This is a genomic window from Amaricoccus sp. B4 (assembly GCF_043226085.1).
Taxonomy (GTDB): domain Bacteria; phylum Pseudomonadota; class Alphaproteobacteria; order Rhodobacterales; family Rhodobacteraceae; genus Amaricoccus.
This window is the reverse complement of sequence record NZ_CP171225.1, coordinates 2,275,471-2,294,643: the sequence shown is the minus strand read 5'-3', so window position 1 is coordinate 2,294,643 and position 19,173 is coordinate 2,275,471. Positions and strand designations below refer to the sequence as shown.

20 protein-coding genes are annotated in these 19,173 nt (G+C 68.7%); all 20 read right to left on the bottom strand.

Translation table 11 applies throughout. The features are described 5' to 3' along the window. Nucleotides 1-2 precede the first annotated feature (2 nt). Nucleotides 3-626: a hypothetical protein gene (locus ACF66B_RS10985; protein WP_111431113.1), complete on the bottom strand. Its 624-nt coding sequence runs from the start codon at nt 624-626 to the stop codon at nt 3-5. After that, nucleotides 626-847: a hypothetical protein gene (locus ACF66B_RS10980; protein WP_111431114.1), complete on the bottom strand. Its 222-nt coding sequence runs from the start codon at nt 845-847 to the stop codon at nt 626-628. The genes ACF66B_RS10985 and ACF66B_RS10980 overlap by 1 nt, the downstream gene beginning before the upstream one ends. Then, nucleotides 847-2,220, bottom strand: a complete 1,374-nt coding sequence (locus ACF66B_RS10975; RefSeq protein WP_111431115.1) for an ATP-binding protein — start codon at nt 2,218-2,220, stop codon at nt 847-849. Before ACF66B_RS10975 ends, ACF66B_RS10980 begins: the two co-directional genes overlap by 1 nt. Nucleotides 2,221-2,227: 7 nt before the next feature. Further along, nucleotides 2,228-3,244, bottom strand: a complete 1,017-nt coding sequence (locus tag ACF66B_RS10970; protein WP_111431116.1) for a Pvc16 family protein — start codon at nt 3,242-3,244, stop codon at nt 2,228-2,230. Nucleotides 3,245-3,247: 3 nt separating this feature from the next. Continuing rightward, nucleotides 3,248-4,174: a hypothetical protein gene (locus ACF66B_RS10965; RefSeq protein WP_111431117.1), complete on the bottom strand. Its 927-nt coding sequence runs from the start codon at nt 4,172-4,174 to the stop codon at nt 3,248-3,250. Beyond that, nucleotides 4,171-4,995 carry a hypothetical protein gene (locus ACF66B_RS10960; RefSeq protein ID WP_111431118.1) on the bottom strand — a complete coding sequence of 275 codons (825 nt, stop codon included), beginning with the start codon at nt 4,993-4,995 and terminating at the stop codon, nt 4,171-4,173. Before ACF66B_RS10960 ends, ACF66B_RS10965 begins: the two co-directional genes overlap by 4 nt. 7 nt (nt 4,996-5,002) lie before the next feature. Next, nucleotides 5,003-5,515, bottom strand: a complete 513-nt coding sequence (locus tag ACF66B_RS10955; protein WP_111431119.1) for a phage tail protein — start codon at nt 5,513-5,515, stop codon at nt 5,003-5,005. Nucleotides 5,516-5,552: 37 nt separating this feature from the next. Then, nucleotides 5,553-7,514, bottom strand: a complete 1,962-nt coding sequence (locus tag ACF66B_RS10950; protein WP_111431120.1) for a phage tail sheath subtilisin-like domain-containing protein — start codon at nt 7,512-7,514, stop codon at nt 5,553-5,555. A gap of 275 nt (nt 7,515-7,789) precedes the next feature. Continuing rightward, nucleotides 7,790-8,668, bottom strand: coding sequence for a BTAD domain-containing putative transcriptional regulator (locus ACF66B_RS10945; RefSeq protein ID WP_111431121.1), 879 nt, complete (start codon nt 8,666-8,668; stop codon nt 7,790-7,792). 169 nt (nt 8,669-8,837) lie between these two features. Beyond that, nucleotides 8,838-9,389 (bottom strand): adenylate kinase, encoded by a 552-nt coding sequence (locus ACF66B_RS10940; RefSeq protein ID WP_392662587.1) that lies wholly within the window; start codon nt 9,387-9,389, stop codon nt 8,838-8,840. A gap of 140 nt (nt 9,390-9,529) precedes the next feature. Further along, nucleotides 9,530-9,946 carry a hypothetical protein gene (locus tag ACF66B_RS10935; RefSeq protein WP_111431123.1) on the bottom strand — a complete coding sequence of 139 codons (417 nt, stop codon included), beginning with the start codon at nt 9,944-9,946 and terminating at the stop codon, nt 9,530-9,532. Beyond that, nucleotides 9,943-11,568, bottom strand: a complete 1,626-nt coding sequence (locus ACF66B_RS10930; protein WP_111431124.1) for an acyl-CoA dehydrogenase family protein — start codon at nt 11,566-11,568, stop codon at nt 9,943-9,945. The genes ACF66B_RS10935 and ACF66B_RS10930 overlap by 4 nt, the downstream gene beginning before the upstream one ends. Nucleotides 11,569-11,653: 85 nt before the next feature. Continuing rightward, nucleotides 11,654-12,163, bottom strand: coding sequence for a xanthine phosphoribosyltransferase (gene gpt / locus ACF66B_RS10925; RefSeq protein ID WP_111431125.1), 510 nt, complete (start codon nt 12,161-12,163; stop codon nt 11,654-11,656). A gap of 5 nt (nt 12,164-12,168) precedes the next feature. Beyond that, complete coding sequence (gene fabI / locus ACF66B_RS10920; RefSeq protein WP_111431126.1) at nt 12,169-12,993, bottom strand: enoyl-ACP reductase FabI; 825 nt, start codon at nt 12,991-12,993, stop codon at nt 12,169-12,171. Between the two features lie 85 nt (nt 12,994-13,078). Beyond that, nucleotides 13,079-14,101 carry an endonuclease/exonuclease/phosphatase family protein gene (locus ACF66B_RS10915; RefSeq protein WP_111431127.1) on the bottom strand — a complete coding sequence of 341 codons (1,023 nt, stop codon included), beginning with the start codon at nt 14,099-14,101 and terminating at the stop codon, nt 13,079-13,081. Between the two features lie 144 nt (nt 14,102-14,245). Further along, nucleotides 14,246-14,860 (bottom strand): pyridoxamine 5'-phosphate oxidase, encoded by a 615-nt coding sequence (pdxH, locus tag ACF66B_RS10910; RefSeq protein WP_111431128.1) that lies wholly within the window; start codon nt 14,858-14,860, stop codon nt 14,246-14,248. A 214-nt stretch (nt 14,861-15,074) separates the two neighbouring features. Then, nucleotides 15,075-16,142 carry an ABC transporter ATP-binding protein gene (locus ACF66B_RS10905; RefSeq protein ID WP_111431129.1) on the bottom strand — a complete coding sequence of 356 codons (1,068 nt, stop codon included), beginning with the start codon at nt 16,140-16,142 and terminating at the stop codon, nt 15,075-15,077. 5 nt (nt 16,143-16,147) lie between these two features. Continuing rightward, a complete protein-coding gene (locus ACF66B_RS10900) occupies nt 16,148-17,143 on the bottom strand; it encodes a levansucrase (protein WP_111431130.1) in 996 nt (331 codons plus the stop codon). Nucleotides 17,144-17,152: 9 nt separating this feature from the next. Then, on the bottom strand, nt 17,153-18,034 hold the full coding sequence (locus ACF66B_RS10895; protein ID WP_111431131.1) for a carbohydrate ABC transporter permease: 882 nt from the start codon (nt 18,032-18,034) through the stop codon (nt 17,153-17,155). Then, nucleotides 18,034-19,104, bottom strand: a complete 1,071-nt coding sequence (locus tag ACF66B_RS10890; RefSeq protein ID WP_111431132.1) for a carbohydrate ABC transporter permease — start codon at nt 19,102-19,104, stop codon at nt 18,034-18,036. The genes ACF66B_RS10895 and ACF66B_RS10890 overlap by 1 nt, the downstream gene beginning before the upstream one ends. Between the last annotated feature and the right edge of the window lie 69 nt (nt 19,105-19,173).

Here is a 19,173-nt window from a genome sequence, read left to right as displayed (position 1 = left end):
CCTCAGAACCCGGTTGCCGCGTTGAGCGCGGTCATCGCCGTCTGCCGGACCTTTTCGGCATTGGTGAACGGGTTGTTGCTTTCGATCACCTGCATGGTCAGCCCCATCTCGGCGCGGTAGGGCATGAGGTTCGGCAGGTGCAGCGCCTCCTTCTGGGTCACGCCCGTGAGAAAGACCGGCATGAGCTGGAGCCCCCAGGCGAAGATGAGCACCGAGGCGGTCTCCTGCCGCTCGAAGGCCCGCGCGCCCCCGCCGCCGAGGGCCGCGAGCGTCTGGAGCCCGAGCGGCCCCTGGGCCTTCGGTTCGACCATCGAGCGCAAGGTGTCGATCTGCGGCTGCACGCCGAAATTCGCCGCCACCGGATCGCCGTCGTTCATCCTGTCGGTCGCATCGAGCAGGATGTCGATCGAGAAGCCTTCGGCGGCGAGCTCGACCCCCTGCGCGACCCGCGGCGTCTCGAGCGGCGAGGTGAAGTCATAGCCCGTCCGGTTGCCCGGCGCGTCGCCCATCTTGATCGTGACATTGCGCGAGCGCGAGATCGTCTGCGGATTGAAATCGAAGATCAGCGCGAGCGGCGGCAGGCTCAGGCCGTATTCGAAGAGCATCCCCTTGACCGGAACCGCCATCAGAGCCCCCTCCGCGATCTGCCCGCAAGGCTGCGGGCCACCGCACCGCTCAGGGCGGGGCCCGAGAGGCCGCGGCCCTGCACATCGACCCGGACATGGCCCGTGGCCGCGCCGCCCTTCACGAGTTCGGCGGCAGCCTCGCCCGCGATCCGCCGCGCCTCGTGCTCGGCCATGTGCCGCAGCCGGAAGGGCAGGACGAGGGTCATCCGTCTGATGCGCATCACGCCTCCTCCTCGAGATGGGCGGCGAGCGAGCCGACTTCCGAACGCCGGATCTGCCGGTTCTCCTTGCCGAGCTCGGCCCAGACCGCGCGGGCCAGATGGCGATGCGCGACCGGCTCGCCCGCCTCGCGGGCAAGGATCGCCGCGTAATGCGCGGCATTGAGGATCGCGCCGCCCGAAAGCCGCGCCGCGCTTGCAAGCTCGGCCATGTCGAGCGCCGGATCGCGCGGTGCGCCCGGCGGGATCAGCGCGCTCCAGAGCGCTGCGCGCGCCGTTGAATCCGGCGAGGGGAAGTCGATCACCATCTGGAAGCGCCGCAGGAAGGCCGCGTCGATGTTGGCGCGCAGGTTCGTCGTGAGGATCACCGGGCCGGCATGCCGCTCGAAGCGCGAGAGCATGTGGCTCACCTCGAGATTGGCATAGCGGTCGCGGGCGTCCGTGACCTCGCCGCGCTTGCCGAAGAGCCCGTCGGCCTCGTCGATCTGCAGGATCGCGCGCCGCCCGTCGAGCGCCTCGAGCAGCCGGTTGAGGTTCTCCTCGGTCTCTCCGACGTATTTCGACATCACCCGTCCGAGATCGAGCGTGTAAAGCGCCCAGGGCGCGCCCGTCGCCTCCGACAGCTCGGCGGCGATCACCATGGCCGCAAGGCTCTTGCCGGTGCCCGAGGCGCCGGTCAGCAGCGCAAGCGGCCCACCCGCCGGGCGCCCGCCCCAGGCGATGATCTGGTCGCGGAAGCGCAGCCAGGCGACGAAATCCCTCAGTGCCGCAAGCGTGCGTTCCGGCAGCACCAGATCCCGCCAGCGCGCGCGGCGGGTTTCGAGCACGGCCCCCGGCGGCGGGGTGAGGTTCGTCACCCGCCCGAGGGCGGCGGACTGGGCAAGCGCCGTCGACCGCACCTGCTGGTAGGGCCCCTCACCGCTCATCCGAACGAGCCCTGCGGCCACCAGCGGCGCCGTTGGCGCGAGCCGGTCGTAGAGCGCCGCGACATCGGCGCCGTCGGCAAGCATCAGCAGCTCCTCGAGCACCGCGAGGCAGGGCCAGGGCCCCCCGAGCTGCGGCTGGAGCGCGTGGATCCGTGCCCCGAGTGCGGGCCGGGCCTCCGGCGCGAGCGCCGCGGCGAGGAGGTCGAGATCGAGATGCACGAAGCTCTCGAGCAACTCCGGCGCCACCGCACCCGCAAGCCCCGCCCAGACCCCGGCGGCGCGGTTCGCCGCGACACCCTCGCCGCATTCGGCAAAGCGCTCGGCAAAGCCGTCCGGGGGCTCCGCGCCGGCGCGCTCGGTCTCCACCAGGCTCACCAGCATCGCGATCCGCGCCCATTCGGCATCGAGGGCGCGGGGATCGAGGATCGGGGTTTCGCTCTGGGCGTTCATCGGCCTCTCACGTCACAGTCAGGGTCAGGGCATTTCCGAAGGCGCTGCCGGCCACGGGCGCGTTGCCCGAGGCCGGGCGCACCCGGATCGTCGCGCCGGTCGCGCCCGCGGGCACCGCCAGCCGGAGCGCGGTGCGGGCACGCGCGCTGTCGAGCCGGGGCGAGCGGATCTGCACGACATGGGCGGCCCGCGGAACCTCGCCGCCGGGCGTCTCCCAGGTGACCTGAAAGGCGGCGCGTTCGCCCGCCGGTCCGGCCAGCGCGATCGTCACCTCCGAGGTTCCGGCGGTGATCTCGGCGGTGTTGGTGAGCGTGCCGTTCACCACGAGCATCTGCACCGGCAGCCAGCTGGTCGGCGGCGGCACGATCCCGTCGCCCAGCGGGATCGCCTGCGTCCCCGCTCCCGGCAGCACGAAGGCGAGATCCGCGCCGGTCATGTCGGGGGCGGTGTCGAGCAGGACGGTGTGGGGCGGCGCGGCGCGGACCCGCGGCGCGAGCGGCTCGACGGGGATGAGCGCGAATTCGTAGACCGCCGAGAGCCGGTAGGCGAGCTCGGCCCCCTGCGTCGTCCAGATGTGGTTGATCTCCTCCATCGTCGGCGCAAGCATCACCGCCTGAAGCCGGTAATCCTTGCGCCCCGGCGGCTCGGTGATCGCTGCCCCCGGCAGCGGCGGGCCGCTCATCGGCAGCACCGGATGGCTCTGCAGCACCCGCAGCGCGTGGCCCAGAATACGGATGTCCGCGTCGTCGGCGGCATTGTCGATATCGGCGGGAAACGGTGTGAGCAGCGCCTGAATGCGCAGGAACTGGGTGTCCCCCGATCCGGCGTCGGCATGGAAGCCCGAGGGCGCGACGCGGTAGGCGAAGATGTTGAGGCAATGCGCCGTCACGCCCGCGCCCTTGGCGATCTCCGAGGCGCGCTGCGGATGGGCGACGGTGATCGTCACCTCCTCGCCGAACTGGCTGTCGAGGAAGTCCGCGACGCCCTGAACCGCGACCGAGAGTGAGGAGACGGGAACGGGCATGGCCTAGAGCCTCCGAAGGTAGCGCGCACGGATCGAGCGCGCCCGGCCCGCAGCGCCGCCACGGTTCCCGGCCGGCGCTGCGGGCTCCTGCACCAGCACGTCGAGCCGGTCGATCTGCACGCTTGGCCGCTCGAAGCTCTCGCGCCCCGCCAGCGGCGGCATCTGCAGCGCCGCCCCCGCCCCGAACCCCTCGGTCAGCGCGGGCGGCGCGGCCGGGGCCGGCGCGGCCTCGCGGCGGAGCGCCGTCACCGCGGGCGGCTCCGGCTCGTCGCGCATCTCCTCGGGCATCGGCCCGTCCTCGGGCTTTGCCCGCGGCGCCATGGCCCGGCGCAACGCCTGAGCCTCCTCCGTCTTCTTCTCGTCCTCCGCCTCGGCGCGCCGGAGCGCCTGCGCGGCCTCCTCCTGCTTCTCCGCCCCCTCATCGCCCGCCCGGCGCAGCGCCTTCGCTTCTTCCTCGCTCTTCTTGCTGTCGTCTTCCGCGGCGGTGGCGGCCGCGCGCCGGGCCGCCTCGTCTTCTGGCGGGGTGGCCTCGCGGCGGGCGGGTGCCGCCTCCTTCTGGTCCTCCGGTTCCGGCCTGTCGGCCCGGCGCAGTGCGGATGCCGTGTCCTCGTTCCTGTCCTTCTCGGGATCGCCCGCACGGCGGAGCGCTTTTGCCTCCGCCTCGTCGGGCGTCTTTTCCTCGGTGTCCTTCGCCGCGCGCCGGGCGGCGGCGGCCTGGTCCTCCTTCTTCGGATCGTCTTCCTCCGGCGCGGCGGCGCGGTGGAGCGGCCGGGCGTCGGTCTCTTCCTCCGGGCCCTCGCGGCGCAGGCTCTGCGCCGTCTCCTCCTCATCGGCCTCCGCGGCGGACGCACGGCGGACAAGGCCCTTCGGCGCGAGGCTCGAGCGCGCGGGCGCAGACCGGGCGGCGAGGCGGGTGAGAAACCCGGTCATGAGAGCCGCATCCCGCCGCGCGGACGCGCCGCCCGGCCGTCGCCATCGCCCGCGATCAGCGCCACATAGGCGCGGCGGCGGCGCGAGGGCAGATCGAGGATCGCGCGCTCGCTCCAGCGATAGGCCATCGCGATCGCATGCACCTCGCGCAGGACCGCCTCCGGCCGGGGAAAGGCGAAGGTGAGCGGATCGATCCGCACCCGAACCGGCCCGCCGCAATCGGGGCAGGCGGCATTGACCCCGTCGGCGATCTCGGGCGACACGGCTTCGAGGGCCGCATCGATCCGCTCGAGATCTGCCGCCTCGAAGCGCGCGACCTCAGCGGCCGCCTCGTCCGCCAGCCCGCAGAGCCCGGCGAAGATCCGGCGGGCGTCCCCGTCCTGCCGCGCGGCAAAAGCCTCCTCGTGATGGCCGTTCGGCGCCTCGAACCGGCGCGCGCCGAGGCTCGTTTCCACCTCGATCACCGGAAACCCGGCGCCGGCGCGCCCCTGCGGCACCGCCGTGAGGTCGAGCTCGAGATCGAAGCGCGCGCCGCAACCGGGGCAGGGCGCCTCGAACCAGCGCGTGCCGCGGAAGAACTCGAGCCCCGCGCGCTGGAGCAGCCATTCCCGCCCGGCCGCCGAGACGCGGCGCGCGCTGTCCGCGCCGCCCTCGGCCGAACCCAGACGCGCGCACATGGCCGCGAGGATCGCCGTCACTCGCCGGGGCCGGGCCATGCGCGCCTCGGCCGCCTCCGCCACCGCGATCTCGACATGGCCGTCGAGCGGGCGGAAGACCGGCTCGGGAAAATCCTCGGGCAGGGTGCTCGCCGGGCGCGCCATGGCGGCCTCAGGTCTCGGCAGGCTCGGGGATCTCGGTGTCGCGCTGGAACCCCTCGTGCTGGAGCATGATCGACTGGATGCCGACCGTGTTCATGTTGTTGGCATCGAACTCGGGCAGCGCCTGGAATTCCGAGACCCAGGCGCGCCGGAGCTTGTAGCTGATCGCCGTGACGCCCTGGAGGTTCTTCACGTTGATCACGACATCGGTGCGGTAGTTCCGGAGGCTCATGCCGGCGTCGCCATCGCGCACGTTGTTGACCGAATTCGCCCATTCCTCGAAGATCGTGTCATGGGTCAGGCCCTGCTCGAGCGCCACCGCCTCGAAGCTCGAGCCGCCGGGCATCACGCGCTGATAGGACGGATCGCCCGCCGAGCGCCATTTGACCGCCTCGGTCGTGCGCTTGAGCGCGCCCATCTTCGAGAGCCCGGCGACGGTGCGCCCGTTGATGACGATCTGGAACTTGAAGGTGCGGTAGGGATCGTAGCGGTGGGTGTTCACCGGAAATGTCGGGGCAGCCAACGGATCATCTCCTCTGGTCTGTCGTGGTCCGGCCGCCTCAGGCGGTCAGGCCGACGATCTGCTTGATCTGGACGACGACGAATTCGGCGGGCTTGAGCGGCGCGAACCCGACCACGAGACGCACGACACCGGCATCGATGTCGGCCTGGGTCATCGTGGCCCCGAGCCCGCAGCGGACGTAATAGGCATCCGAGGCCTTCTCGCCCTGGAAGGCGCCCGCCCGGTGCAGCGTATCCATGAATGCGCCCGCGCTCGCCCGGAGGCTTGCCCAGAGCCTGTCTTCATTGGGCTCGAACACCACCGCCTGCAGGGCGTTGTAGAGGCTCTCGCCGATCATGTTCTGCGTGCGCCGCACCGGCACGTAGCGGTATTCCGGCTGGGTCTTGGTCGCCCGCGTCCGCGCCCCCCAGATCACCACCGGCCCGATGATCGAGCGCAGGCAGTTCACGCCGAACTCGTTGAGGTTGTCCTGAAGATCCGCGCCGATGTCGATGTTGGGCCCCAGTGCGCCACGCACCGTCGCCTCGAGCCCCGCAGGCGCCTTCCAGACCCCGCGCCGCCCGTCGATCCGCGCCCAGAGCCCGGCGGCGAAGGAGCCGGGCGGGATGCGGAACGAACGCGGCAGGTTCGCCGCGGTATCCGGGTCGTAGAACGGGTTCGGCACATCCAGCCAGGGATAGTAGAGCGCGGTATAGGGCGAGGTCGGTGCCGCCAGCGTCTTCACGTCCGCCGGGCTCTGCAGCCGCGCCCCGCCGACCGGTTCGGGCGGATCGACCAGCACCATGCGGTTCTGCATGAACTCGGCATGGGTGATCGCGGCCTCGATCGCACCATTGTCGCCGCCGGGGGTCCAGACCTTGCCGGGCAGCATGAGGATGGTGATGTCGCGGTAGTCGCGCAGATGCGTGAGCGCACTGGTGTAATCGGCATTGCCGGGATCGCCATGATTGACGCCGCCGCCCATGGTTGCCTCGACCTCGGGTGTCCCCGCGCTCGCGACCGGCGGCACGCCGATCACCGCCGGTGCGGCGAAGCCGAGGTCATTCTGTGCCGATCCGCCGGTGATGGTGATCTGGTTGACCGTGCCCGGGTCCGCGCTCGCCCCCGGCAGGATGCGCAGCGTGCCCTCGGGCGTTGCCACGGCCGTGAGCCCGCTCCGGGCGACTTCCGCCGCCGCGCCGCGGCCCTGGCTCTCGATCTCGTCCGCGAGATCGGCAAGGCTCGCGGCCCCGCCCGGAAATGTCACGGTCACCGGGCTCCCGGCCACGGCGTCGCCTGCGAAGGTGAGCTCGAGTTCCGCGTTTGCCGCGATCGAGGCCGGGTCGAACCCGTCGGCGGGTCTGCCCTCGACCCCGACCACCGCCGATCCGGCGAAGCTGCCGCGGGGGCCACGGGCCACGGTGACGAGCTCGGAGGCGCCGTTGATCTTCGGCACGATATACTGGCCGCTCGCGCTGTTCATCACGAGGCCGGTATGGGTCTCCAGCACCGGGTCGAGCACGCCGCGGTCGTTCAGGAGGCCGATTGCGATGTCATAGGTCGTCTCGAGTGGGTTGGCGTCGGGCACCGCGAGGCTCATGCGGATCGCCATGCCGTTGGCCCAGTCGCCCTCCGAGGCCGCCGTGAAGCCGAGACCGAGCGCGCTGTCGCTCGGATCGCCCAGAACCGTCGATGCCTCCGTGCCGGCGCCGTCGCCGATCGGCACGATATAGGCCTTGGAACCGCCGTTCATGAAATAGGATTGCACCGCCCAGCCGAAGGCGTCCGGTACCGATCCGAGGTTCCTGAGGCCCCCCGCCGCGCCATCGAGCGTGCCGAACTGCGTGGCATATTGCGCCTGGCTCGATATGAAGACGGGCTTGCCGTCCTCCTTGTCCGCCGTGACCAGATCGCCCCGCTTCACCGGGCCGATGAAGGCCGCGATCGCGGTCGAGGCCGCTTCGATGGCCAGAAGGCCCGAGGGCACGTGTTCGACGTACACTCCCGGATGCTTGTACATGCCGGTTTCTCCTCCGCTGTGGACCGGTGACGGCGTTTGTCACCCGACGGCTCGGATTCGCCGATGCCTGGGAAGATCCTGCACGCAGGCCCTCTCGCAGCCCTCCTCCCTTGGCTGACCCCCGCGTGATCGCCCGCTCGTCCGCCGCTGGTCGCCGCCCCGGCCGGGCGGTCACCGGCGCGTCACCGCCCCATCACGCGCCGGGCAAGCGCCCGCGGCCGCAGACGCCGCGCCGCGGCGCGCGCGCAATCAGAGACGGAACGGAAGGGAGCGGGTCAGGAGTGGAGCCGGACGGCCCCGCGGGACTGGGCGATGGAGCTCAGGAGCTCGTCGACGCCGGGGTGGACCAGAACCTGACCACCCGGCTCGCCCTGTGTCTCCGCAAGCGCCGGCGTGCCATTCCCGGCCAGAAAGTCGCGCAGCGCGCGGGTCTCGGGCATCGGGCTGATGCCGAGTTCGCTCGCAAGCGATTCCGAAAAGGCGTCGAAGAGCTTGAGTGCCCGCACACGCTGGCCGTTCAGCGCATGGATGCAGAGCACCTCCTGCACCGCACATTCGTGAAACGGATCGTGGAGCAGGATGCGATGGCCGAAGTCCAGCGCCTCGTCATAGCGTCGGCGCTGGGCGAGAAGCCGCATGGCAATGCTGAAACCGCGCAGCCGGAACGCCTCGAGGCGCTCGCGCTCGACCTGGGCCCAGTCATCGTCGAGCCCGTCGAGGGGGGTGCCGTCACAACCGTTGAGGGTCGCGAGCAGCCGCTCGACATCCGCCTCGCCCGCGCCCGGCGCGCTCGCCGCGGCAAAGGCATCCGCGAGCGACACGGCGTCGATATCGACCTCCGGCGACCGGGTTCCGGCCATGCGCACGCATTCCGCCGTCGCGTCGATCGCAAAGGCCGCCGGCGCATCGACCGTGCGCAGCGCCTTCTTGATCCGCCAGATGGCCGAGTTGAGCGAGGAGCGCCGCCGCTCCGGGCTGGTCCCGCTCCAGAACATCTCCATGAGTTGTTCGCGGCGCGTGAGGCGGCCGGTGCAGCAGACGAGATATTGCAGCATCGAGCGCGTCGGTCCCGAGAGGCCCAGGTTGACCGGACTTCCATCGACACGGAAATCGAAGGCGCCGAAAAGCGCCAGCGTCATGCGCCGCTCTGCCATGTCTCACCTCCCCGCAGGTGCTCTTGTCGTCTTAGATCGGCACGGCTCGAACATGCGAGAGCCTAGCCCCGCAAGCGATTCCCGGCAAGTGTGCGCTCGGAAAACGCCGGAACGGAGCCTCTCGGGGTCAACCGGCGGCTGCGGAATTGCGGCAGGATCCGAGGGGGGGCTACTGCGCGAGCTGCGTCCGGCAGGCGCGCTCGCGGAAGGTCTTCACCATCTCGACCAGCTCCGCGGTCGGGCGCCCGCCATCGACCGTCAGGACCTGGCAGGTGAGCGATTCGAGCCAGACCCGATGGCGCAGCAGGCTGCGCTCCGAAAGGCCGCCACTGTCGTATTCCGCCGCCCAGCGGAGAAAGGCCTCGGTCTCGGGCAGCACGGGCCACGCCCCGCGGATCTCGCTGAAACCATGCCGCATCGCTTCGCGGCGGCGGAGCCGTTCGATGCGGGTGCTGGTCGAGGTCTGCACGAGGATCACCAGATCGAAACGGTCGGCGATCGCCGTGCCCCAGCTCTCCAGCGCCCCGCTCAGAACCCAGGCCGGGCGGTCGAGAAACATCTCGTGCATGAGCCGGAGGCGGTCCGGAATCGCACGCTTGTGGCGGAAGGGCGGGTCGGTCGGCAGCCAGTAATAGTCATCGGTATCGTGATGCGGAATGGCGAATTCACTGGCAAGCGCATGACCGAGGGTCGTGACCCCCGACCCCGACGCACCTGTCAAATGTATGCGGCACCTGTTCATGAACCCGTTTTATACGTTGATTAAGCCGGTTTCGAAAGCACCTTATGGTGCAATGCGGAAATCGCCTCCTCGCCGACGGTGCGACCGATCCGCGCGGTCAGGCACGAGCCTAACGGCGCCTAGCCTCCCGCGCCACAGGCTTCCGGCGGCCGCGCCGCATGGAAATGCCGCGCTGCACCGCCTTCGGGCGATTCGGGCAGGAGAACCAGCGCCCCTGGCCCCGCCTCGGCGATCTCGGCGCGCACCACCTCGCCCTGGCTCTCCCAGCCGAGACGTGCATCGTCGATCCAGCGCCAGGCCGAGAGCCGCATCGGCCCGCCGCAAAAGCCGTGGACGAGCGTGCCGTCCGACAGGAAGGCGAGATAGCCCGGAACCTGAGCGTCTTCTACCCAGACGCGATTTTCGATGAGCCGTGCCGTGCCCTCGTTCGCCGCTCCCGCGCCGGGCAGGTTCACCCGCGGCACCGGAACCCGGCTGCAGGCGCCCGCAGCGGCGAGGCAGGCCAGCGCGAGGGCGGCAAGCCGTCCAGCCCTCATGCCCCGGCCTCCGCCAGCACCAGCCGTGTATCGATCCGCGCCGAGAGCGCCCCTATGATCCGCCCGGCCTCGCCGCCGAGCCGGGTCGCGGCATAGGCCTCGGCCAGCGCCCCGCCCTGCCAGCGCAGCAGAACGCTGGCCGCGAGCAGGGTGGCCACGCGCTCGGCAAACCAGCGCGCCTCCGTCTCCTCCGGCAGGTCCGGCCAGCGGGCGAAGGTCTCGGCAAGGGCCGCGTCATAGGCCGGGTGCCGGCCGCGCCCGGCATCGAGCTCCTCCGCGAGCCGGGCGGCGCAGGCCGGGTCCCGACCGAGGCTGCGCAGAATGTCGAGACAGATCACGTTCCCCGAACCCTCCCAGATCGAATTGAGCGGCGCCTCGCGATAGAGCATCGGCATCGGCCCTTCCTCGACATAGCCCGCCCCCCCGAGGCATTCCATCGCCTCGTAGGTCACGGCGATGCAGCGCTTGTTGGAGAGGAACTTCGCGAGCGCCACCGCCACCCGCGCGAACGGCCCGTCGCCGGTATCGAAGGCCTGCGCGACCCGCAGCCCGAGGGCTGTCGCCGCCGCCGTCTCGAGGGCGAGATCGGCGAGAACCGCCGCCATCAGCGGCTGGTCCGCGAGCCGTTTCTGGAACACTCGCCGCGCATCGCACCACCAGAGCGCCTCGGACAGCGCCGCCCGCATCAGGCCCGCCGGCGCCATCGCCGTGTCGAGCCGCGTCTGGTGCACCATCTCGAGGATCCGCGCCACCCCGTCACCCTCCGCGCCGACGAGATCGGCGACGGCGCCGCGATACTCGATTTCCGCCGAGGCATTCGCCCGGTTGCCGAGCTTGTCCTTGAGCCGCTGGATCTCGATCGCGTTGCGCGCCCCGTCCGGTGTCCAGCGCGGCACGAGAAAGCAGGAAAGCCCGCCGGGGGCCTGCGCGAGGGTAAGGAAGGCATCCGACATCGGCGCCGAACAGAACCACTTGTGCCCGGTAAGGCGCCAGCCCGCGCCGTCGCGGACGGCCGTGGTGGTGTTGGCCCGCACATCCGATCCGCCCTGCTTCTCGGTCATGGCCATGCCGAAGGTAAGCCCGGCCTTCTCCCGGGCCGGTCTCGAGCCCGGATCATACCGCGCCGAGAGCGCCCCGCGCAGCCAGTGCCCCGGCAGCCCGCCCGCGCGCAGCAGCGGCACCGCGGCATGGGTCATCGTCATCGGGCAGCAGACGCCCGGCTCCACCTGGCTCTGGAGATAGACCATCGCGGCATGGGCGGCATGGCCTCCCGGCCCGCCCTCCCAGGCGATCGAGGGATAGCCGGCCGCGATCCCGGCGCCGAGCAACTCGTGATAGGCGGGATGAAACGCCACCTCGTCGAGCCGCCGCCCGGCGCGGTCGAAGGCGCGCAGCTCCGGCGGATGCCGTTCGGCCGCCCGCGCCGCGGCGCGCGTGTCCGCCCGGCCGAGCCACGCGGCAAATGCCGCGAGCCGCGCCTCATGCGGCCCGCCGCCCGCCGCCGCGGTGAAGCGCCGGAGCAGGGGATCGCCCTCCCAGAGGTCGAGATCCCCCCGTTCGGGCGGCTGGTTTTCGACGCTGTGGGTTTCGAGATCGGAACGCGGAGAAAGCGGCGGCGGCATGGGCGGGTCCTCCTGCCTGGAGGATACTCCCGATCAACCGTTGCGCGAAGCGCTGTTCACCGCCCAGGCGGAGAAACCGCCGGCCTCAGTCGCCGCGATAGGGCCGGACGTATTGCAGCGCCATGTCCCAGGGGAAGAAGATCCAGGTGTCCTGGCTCACTTCCGTGACGTAGGTGTCCACCATCTCCCGGCCCTTGGGCTTGGCATAGACGGTGGCGAAATGCGCTTTGGGGTAGAGTTTACGCACCAGTTCGAGCGTCTTGCCGGTATCGACGAGGTCGTCGATCACCAGGATGCCCTCGCCCTCGGGCCCCATGAACTCGGCATTCGGCGCCTTCAGCACCACCGCATCGGCCTGCTGCTGCCAGTCGTAGGACTTGACCGAAATCGTGTCGATCTCCCGGATGTCGAGCTCGCGGGCAATGATCATCGCCGGAGCCATGCCGCCGCGGGTGATCGCGATGATCCCCCGCCAGGCGCCTTCCGGGCCGGGCCCATGCTTGTCGAGCCGCCAGGCGAGCGCGCGGGCGTCCCGGTGGATCTGATCCCAGGAGACGTGAAAGCCCTTCTCATGCGGCAGGCGATCGTCGGACATCGGCGTCAGGATCCCTTGCGGCCCGAAGCAACGTCGATATCCGGCGCGTCCTCGGCCTTCATGCCCACGACGTGATAGCCCGCATCGACGTGATGCGTCTCGCCGGTCACGCCCGAGGAGAGATCGGAGAGGAGGTAAAGCGCCGACTTGCCCACGTCTTCCTGCGTCACGTTGCGCCGGAGCGGCGCATTCAGCTCGTTCCACTTCATGATGTAGCGGAAATCGCCGATGCCAGAGGCCGCGAGCGTCTTGATCGGACCGGCGGAAAGCGCGTTCACCCGGATGTTCCGCGGCCCGAGATCCATCGCCATGTATTTCACCGAGACCTCGAGCGCGGCCTTGGCGACCCCCATGACGTTGTAATGCGGCATCACCTTCTCGGCGCCGTAATAGGTGAGCGTGAGGCAGGAACCGCCCTCGCTCATCAGCGGCAGCGCCTTCTGCACGGCGGCGGTGAAGGAGAAGACCGAGATATGCATCGTGCGGTTGAAATTCGCCGCCGTGGTGTTCTCGACATAGGAGCCGCGCAGCTCGGACTTGTCGGAGAAGCCGATGGCATGGACGATGAAGTCGAGCTTGCCCCATTTCTCGCCGAGCGTTGCGAAGACCGCGTCGAGCGAGGCGTCGTCGGTCACGTCGCAGGGCAGCACGATTTCGGAGCCGAGCGTTTCCGCCAGCGGCGCCACACGCTTGCCGAGCGCATCGCCCTGATAGGTGAAGGCAAGTTCCGCCCCATGCGCGTGGCAGGCTTTCGCAATGCCCCAGGCGATCGACTTGTCGTTCGCAACGCCCATGATCAGGCCGCGCTTGCCTGCCATCAGTTCAGCCATGCCTCTTGTCCCCGCTTCTGCCCGGTCAGGCTCTGGGATTTACGCCAAGGGGAACACCCATGCAAGAATGCTCCCGCCGTTCGCCTCAGGGCGTGGCCGCAACGACATCATTATTGGGCGCGGAGCGCGCATCGGGAGCCAGCACGATATCGGAATAGATGCCGAAGTGGTTCGAGCCGTAGTTGTTCTCGATGCGGTGCGTCTCGCGGATCACGAGTGGCGGGCTCGCGAAGATGTGGTCGATCGGCACCCCCCAGCGCCCGGCCCTGATCGGCCAGGTGGCGGGCTCCTTCGGCCCCGGCCGCAAACCGGTCTCCCGCAGCAGCAGCCGCGTCGAGGGCTGGAAGATCGAGGCGTTGAAATCCCCGGTCAGCACCAGCGGCAGATGCTCGCCATCGAGCTTGTCGAGCACGCGGCGGACCTCCTGGTGCTGCACCGTCGGATGGTAGGGCTTGGAGAAATGCGCGCTCATCACCCGGAGCCGCTGCCCGTCGACGGTAATCACCGCCGAGACCATGCGGCCGATGGCCCGCATGCTGAGATTGCTGCGGAAGGCGTTCTCGAGCGGATATTTCGAGAGCATGATCGAATCACAGCGCCAGGAGCGCGGCTCGCCGGCGCAGTCGATCTGATACGGATAGACCTTCCGGAGCCGGTCGAGCTCGGTATCGAGCGGCCGCGCTTCCAGGAAGATCGCGACATCCGGATCGAGCTCCAGGACCGCGTCGGCAATCGCCGGACCGCTCTTGCGGTTCTGAGCCAGCACATTGAACGACAGCACCCGCAGCAGGCGAGGTTCGTCCCGCATCTCGGCCGTGATTTCCGGGGCATAGTGTGACGGAATGAGCAAACTGGCCCCTGTCGTGGCAAGGAGCCCTGCCAGAACGACCCAAGCCACGGCATTCCGCCGCCACATCCCGATGGCAACAAGCGCGCCCGTCGCACATAGCAGCGTGATATAGACCACGAGGCTGTAGAAGACGCCAAAGGCACGAATGTCGAACAGCAGACAGAGAATGGCGACCGCGAGACCGTCGAGCGCCGCGATCGTCAGCAGACTGCTCAGCACCTGCCGCGAAAAGTAGGAATAGCCGAAAACCCGACGCACTCCGAGGAACCTCTTAAACACATGATCACGGCGTGGAGAATGCGGTGCAACATGGCCTCCGCCAAGGCGCCGCGTATCACGTTTTCGTTCTGTCGGCGAGATGGCGCCTGCGCCGCGCAGGCTTCCCGCGGCCGGTCAGCGGCGTCAGGGATTGAGGCGCTGGATCTGCCAGGTGTCGCCCGGTGCTCCACGGGTCCAGCGGAAGCGGTCGTGGAGCCGGTGCGCGCCATCGGCCCAGAACTCGATCTCCACCGGCGTGATGCGGTAGCCGCCCCAGAAAGGCGGCCGCGGTGGATTGAGCCCCTTGGTCGCGGTGATCTTCGCCACCTCCGCCATCAGCGTCCCGCGCGAGGCGAGCGGCTGCGACTGGTGCGAAGCCCAGGCTCCGAGCCGGCTCTTGAGGCCGCGGGAGTGGTAATACTCGTCCGCCTTCGGCCCGTCTTCCTTCTCGACACGCCCCCGCACTCGGATCTGCCGCCGGAGACTCTTCCAGTGCATCACGAAGGCCGCCTGGGCGTTCTCCGCGAGTTCCTCGGCCTTCCGGCTGCCGTAATTGGTGTAGAAGACAAAGGCGGCCGTCTCGATTTCCTTGAGAAGCACCATCCGCACGTTGGGCATCCCGTCGGCACCCGCGGTCGCCAGAGCGATCGCATTGGGATCGTTGAGTTCCGTCTGCTCGGCCTCGGCAAGCCAGGCGCGTGCAATGGCGAACGGATCATCGCCTGCGAAAATCCCGCTCCGGTCCGGTCCCTCGGCCATGGTCCTGCTCCTCCGCGCATTCCGGGCCTCGTTGTGACGCAGGCTGCGGCCGAGAGCAAGGCGGTGCGACGCCCGCAACAGCGGAACGGGCGCCCGGAGATCCGCACGCCCGTTGCCGTCAGGTCTTGCTGCAGGATCCCGTTCAGGTTTGCTCGGACCTGAATGTCCCGAAGGCGCTGTTGCTTTTCGTCGAGAAGGTCTGCGCCCTGCGGCCTCACTCCTCCGCCGGGAACAGGAGCGCCCGTTCCGGATCGAACAGCAGGTCGACGCTTTCGCCCGGTCGGAACACCTTGTCCTCGCCAAAGGTCGCGATGAACTTCGAGCCGTCCTTGAGCGTCATGTCCACAACGGTCTCGGACCCGAGCCGTTCTGCGAGCGTCACCTTGCCGTGCAGCATGCCCTGACCGGGTTCGGTGGCGCGGACATGCTGCGGGCGGATGCCCAGCACCGCAGTGCGCGCTCCGTTGATGCGGTTCCTGTGCGCAACCCGGATCGGCTCGAGCGCCGCGTTGGTCACATTGGCCTCGCGCTCCGTGCGATCCGTCACCTCGACATCGAGGAAATTCATCGAGGGCGCGCCGAGAAATCCGGCGACGAAACGGTTGGCCGGCTCGTGAAAGAGCTCCATCGGGCTCCCGGCCTGCATGACCCTGCCGTCCTTGAGCACGACGATCTTGTCGGCCAGCGTCATCGCCTCGACCTGGTCGTGGGTGACATAGACCATCGTCGCGCCGAGCTGTCCGTGCAGCTTGCCGATCTCCATCCGCATGTCCATCCTGAGGGCGGCGTCGAGGTTCGAGAGCGGCTCGTCGAACAGGAAGACCTTGGGCTTGCGCACGATGGCGCGGCCGATGGCGACGCGCTGGCGCTGGCCACCGGAGAGCTGCGACGGCCGGCGGTCGAGCAGATGCTCCATCTGAAGGATGCGGGCGGCCTCGGCGACCTTCGCCTCCTTCTCGGCCTTCGAGGCCCGCGCGATGGTGAGGCCGAAGGCCACGTTCTCGCGCACCGTCATGTGCGGAAAGATGGCGTAGGACTGGAAGACCATCGCGATGCCCCGGTCCTTGGGCGGCAGCTCGTTCACCCGCTTCCCGTCGATCTCGAGCGTGCCCGAGGTGATGTCCTCGAGCCCCGAGATCATGCGCAGGAGCGTCGACTTGCCGCAGCCCGAGGGGCCGACGAAGACCACGAATTCGCCGTCGCTGATCTCCAGATCGACACCCTTGATGACGTCGACATTGCCGTAGCTCTTGCGGACGTCGGTCAGTTTCAGTGTTGCCATTGCCCTTACTCCGCCGCCTTCCGGGGGTGCGCGATCGCGAGCAGCCCGTCCTCGTTCACCACGATCGGCTCCGGCTCCATGACGTAGCCGCCGAATTGCCCGTCGGGGTCCTGATCCATGAAGCCCATGATGACCATCTTCTCGCCCACCTGCAGAATGCGCGCCGCATAGCGCCGGCAGGGCACCGCGCCGTCGAGGAACGGGCCGGGCGCGATCGACCAGGGGCCGCGGGGCCCCGCCGCGACGAGGTAGTGGTTGCCCGAAACCGGTCCGCCGGGGGTGGCGGCGGCCTGTGCGTTCGAGAAATGCTCGGCCGAGGTGCAGAACAGGCAGTACCAGCGCCCGTTCCGGGCGAAGACCTGCGGCACCTCCAGCTGGCCATAGCCGCCCGCAAAGACCGGCGGCTGCAGCGTCCAGCTGTAGAGGTCCGGCGAGGTGGCGAAGCCGATCGCGCCACCGGCATTCGCTTCGCCGGTGGCGGGGATGCGCGCGGTGAAATACATGATCCACCCGTCGCCCTCGGGATCGCGCATGACCCAGGGATCGCGCATCGCCCGATCGTGCCAGACGTCCGCCTCGTAGTCCGTCTGGTAGCCGCCGGCGTTCCCGCCCTCGAGATCGAGACAGAGCCCGCTGCCCACGCGCTCCCAGTTGTGCATGTCACGCGACGTCGCGTGGCCGATGCGCTGGTAGAGGCCGTTCTCGGAGCGCGCCGTGCCGGTGTAGAACAGGTGCCAGAGCCCATCGTCACCCTGTACGACCGATCCCGTCCAGGTCGTGTAGTCGTCCCAGGCCGGCCCCGTGGCGGGCGCGAGACAGGTGCCGAGATGCTCCCAGGTCACGAGATCGTCCGAGACCGCATGTCCCTGGCTGACGTTCCAGTGCCTCAGATCGGGATTGCCAAGCGATTTGGGCGCCTTCAGGAAGTAGCCGTGCCAGCGTTCGCCGTCATGGGCATACCAGCTGTCCCAGATCCAGTCGTTTTCGAGAGAGAGTGTCATGATTGCTCCTCAACCCTTCACGCCGGTCGATGCGATCGACGAGATGAAGGCGCGTTGCATGATGAGATAAAAGGCGATGACGGGGACGGAGATCAGCGTGAGATACGCCATGACCTCGCCCCAGGCGATCTGGAGCTGGAAGAAGTAGCCCAGCCCGACCATGACCGGACGATGCGCCTCGTCCTGCACGACGATCAGCGGCCAGAGATACTGATCGTTGTACATCTTCAGGCACTTCAGGATCGCGGCCGTGGCCAGCACCGGCCCCGAGAGCGGCATCACGATCCGCCGGTAGATCATCATCCAGCTTGCGCCCTCGACGCGCGCCGCCTCGATCAGCTCTCGCGGCAGATCCTTGAAGAACTGCACGAAGAGGAAGATCGTCAGCCCGTCCACGATCCACGGCACGATCTGCACGCGGTAGGTGTTGAGCCAGCCCCAGTGCACCCCGTCCGTCCCGAGCCAGGGCAGCTTCGAGACGAAGAGCAGAAGCGGCACGGCGATGGTCTCGAACGGGATGATCAGCGTGGCGAGGATCACGGTCAGCAGCACGTTGCGCCCGCGCCATTCGAGGAAGACGAAGGAGAACGCCGCCATCGAGCAGAGCAGGATCGACAGGATGACCGTGGTCACGGTCACGAACATCGAGTTGAGCATGAAGCGGCCGATCGGCGCCCGCTCGAATGCCGCATAGTAGTTGTCGAGGCTGATGTCGCCGACCGGCAGGAAGGCCCGCAGGCTGGAGGTGTCGCTCAGGAGCTGCTGGTCCGGCTTGAGGCTCGAGACCACCATGAAGACGAGCGGGAACATGAAGACCAGCGCCACGACGATCAGGGTCGCGTAGCGCGACGCCAGTCTCAATCCGCGGTTCTCGGCTGAAACGAGGGCCATTACTTGCGCTCCCTGGTAAGAATGCCCTGAACGGCGGAGATCAGCAGCACGAGCAGGAACAGAACCACCGAGATCACCGATCCGCCGGAGATGTCCTGCTTGCCATAACCGCGTTCGACGGCCTGGAAGACGAGGGTCTGGGTGCTGTCGAGCGGCCCGCCGTTGGTCATGACGTTGATCTGCGCGAAGAGCGCGAAGGCCTGCATGGTGATGACGATCAGCACGAGCACGGCCGTGTTCCGCAGGCCGGGCCAGGTGACGTAACGAAAGGTCTGCCACCGGCTCGAACCCTCGATGGCCGCGGCCTCGTAGAGCGTCGGCGAGATCGTCTGCAACCCGGCGAGCCAGATCACCATGTGGAACCCGACCGCCTGCCAGGCGGACATGACGATGATCGAGCCGAGCGCCGTGTCGGTGCGCCCGAGCCAGTCGACCGGCTCGAAGAGCCCGAAGCTCAGCATGCCGAGGAGGCTGTTCAGCAAGCCGTCGTCACCGTCGTAGATGAAGCGCCAGAGGAGCGAGATCACCACGATCGAGACCACCACGGGCAGGAAGTAGATCGTGCGGAACGCATTGATCCCCCGCAGCTTCTGATTGATCAGCAACGCAAGGAGCAGCGCGCCCCCACCCTGGAGTGGCACGATGAACAGCGCGAAGATCAGCGTGTTCGTCAGTGCCTTCATGAAGACGACATCCGAGGCGATCACGACCTTTGCGTTGTCGCCCGAGTGCCATCGGAACCACTCGCCCATGCCGCGATACTGCGGATTGTCACTGTTGCGGGTGATCGTGCGGACGCGCGGGTACTTGATCGCGCCGTCACTGTCCCGCTCGATCTGGCCCGCCTCGTCCCGTTCGGGCTCCAGCGTCACGACGGCGACGCTCAGAAGCTTGCGATAGTTCTCGAGGCCCACGAACTCGGCAGGGTTCGGCGACACCAGCCGCTGGTTGGTCAGCGACAGCCAGAACGCGAAGAAGAACGGGATGATGATGAACAGGAACAGGAGCGAGAAGCCGGGGAGCGCGAACAGCCAACCCGCACGGTTTGACCGTGTCAGCCTACTGGCCATCGGAAATCCTCCATGGAGTTTGGATCAAGGCAGGGGAGAGGGGGCGGCGCGAACCGCCCCACTGTCACC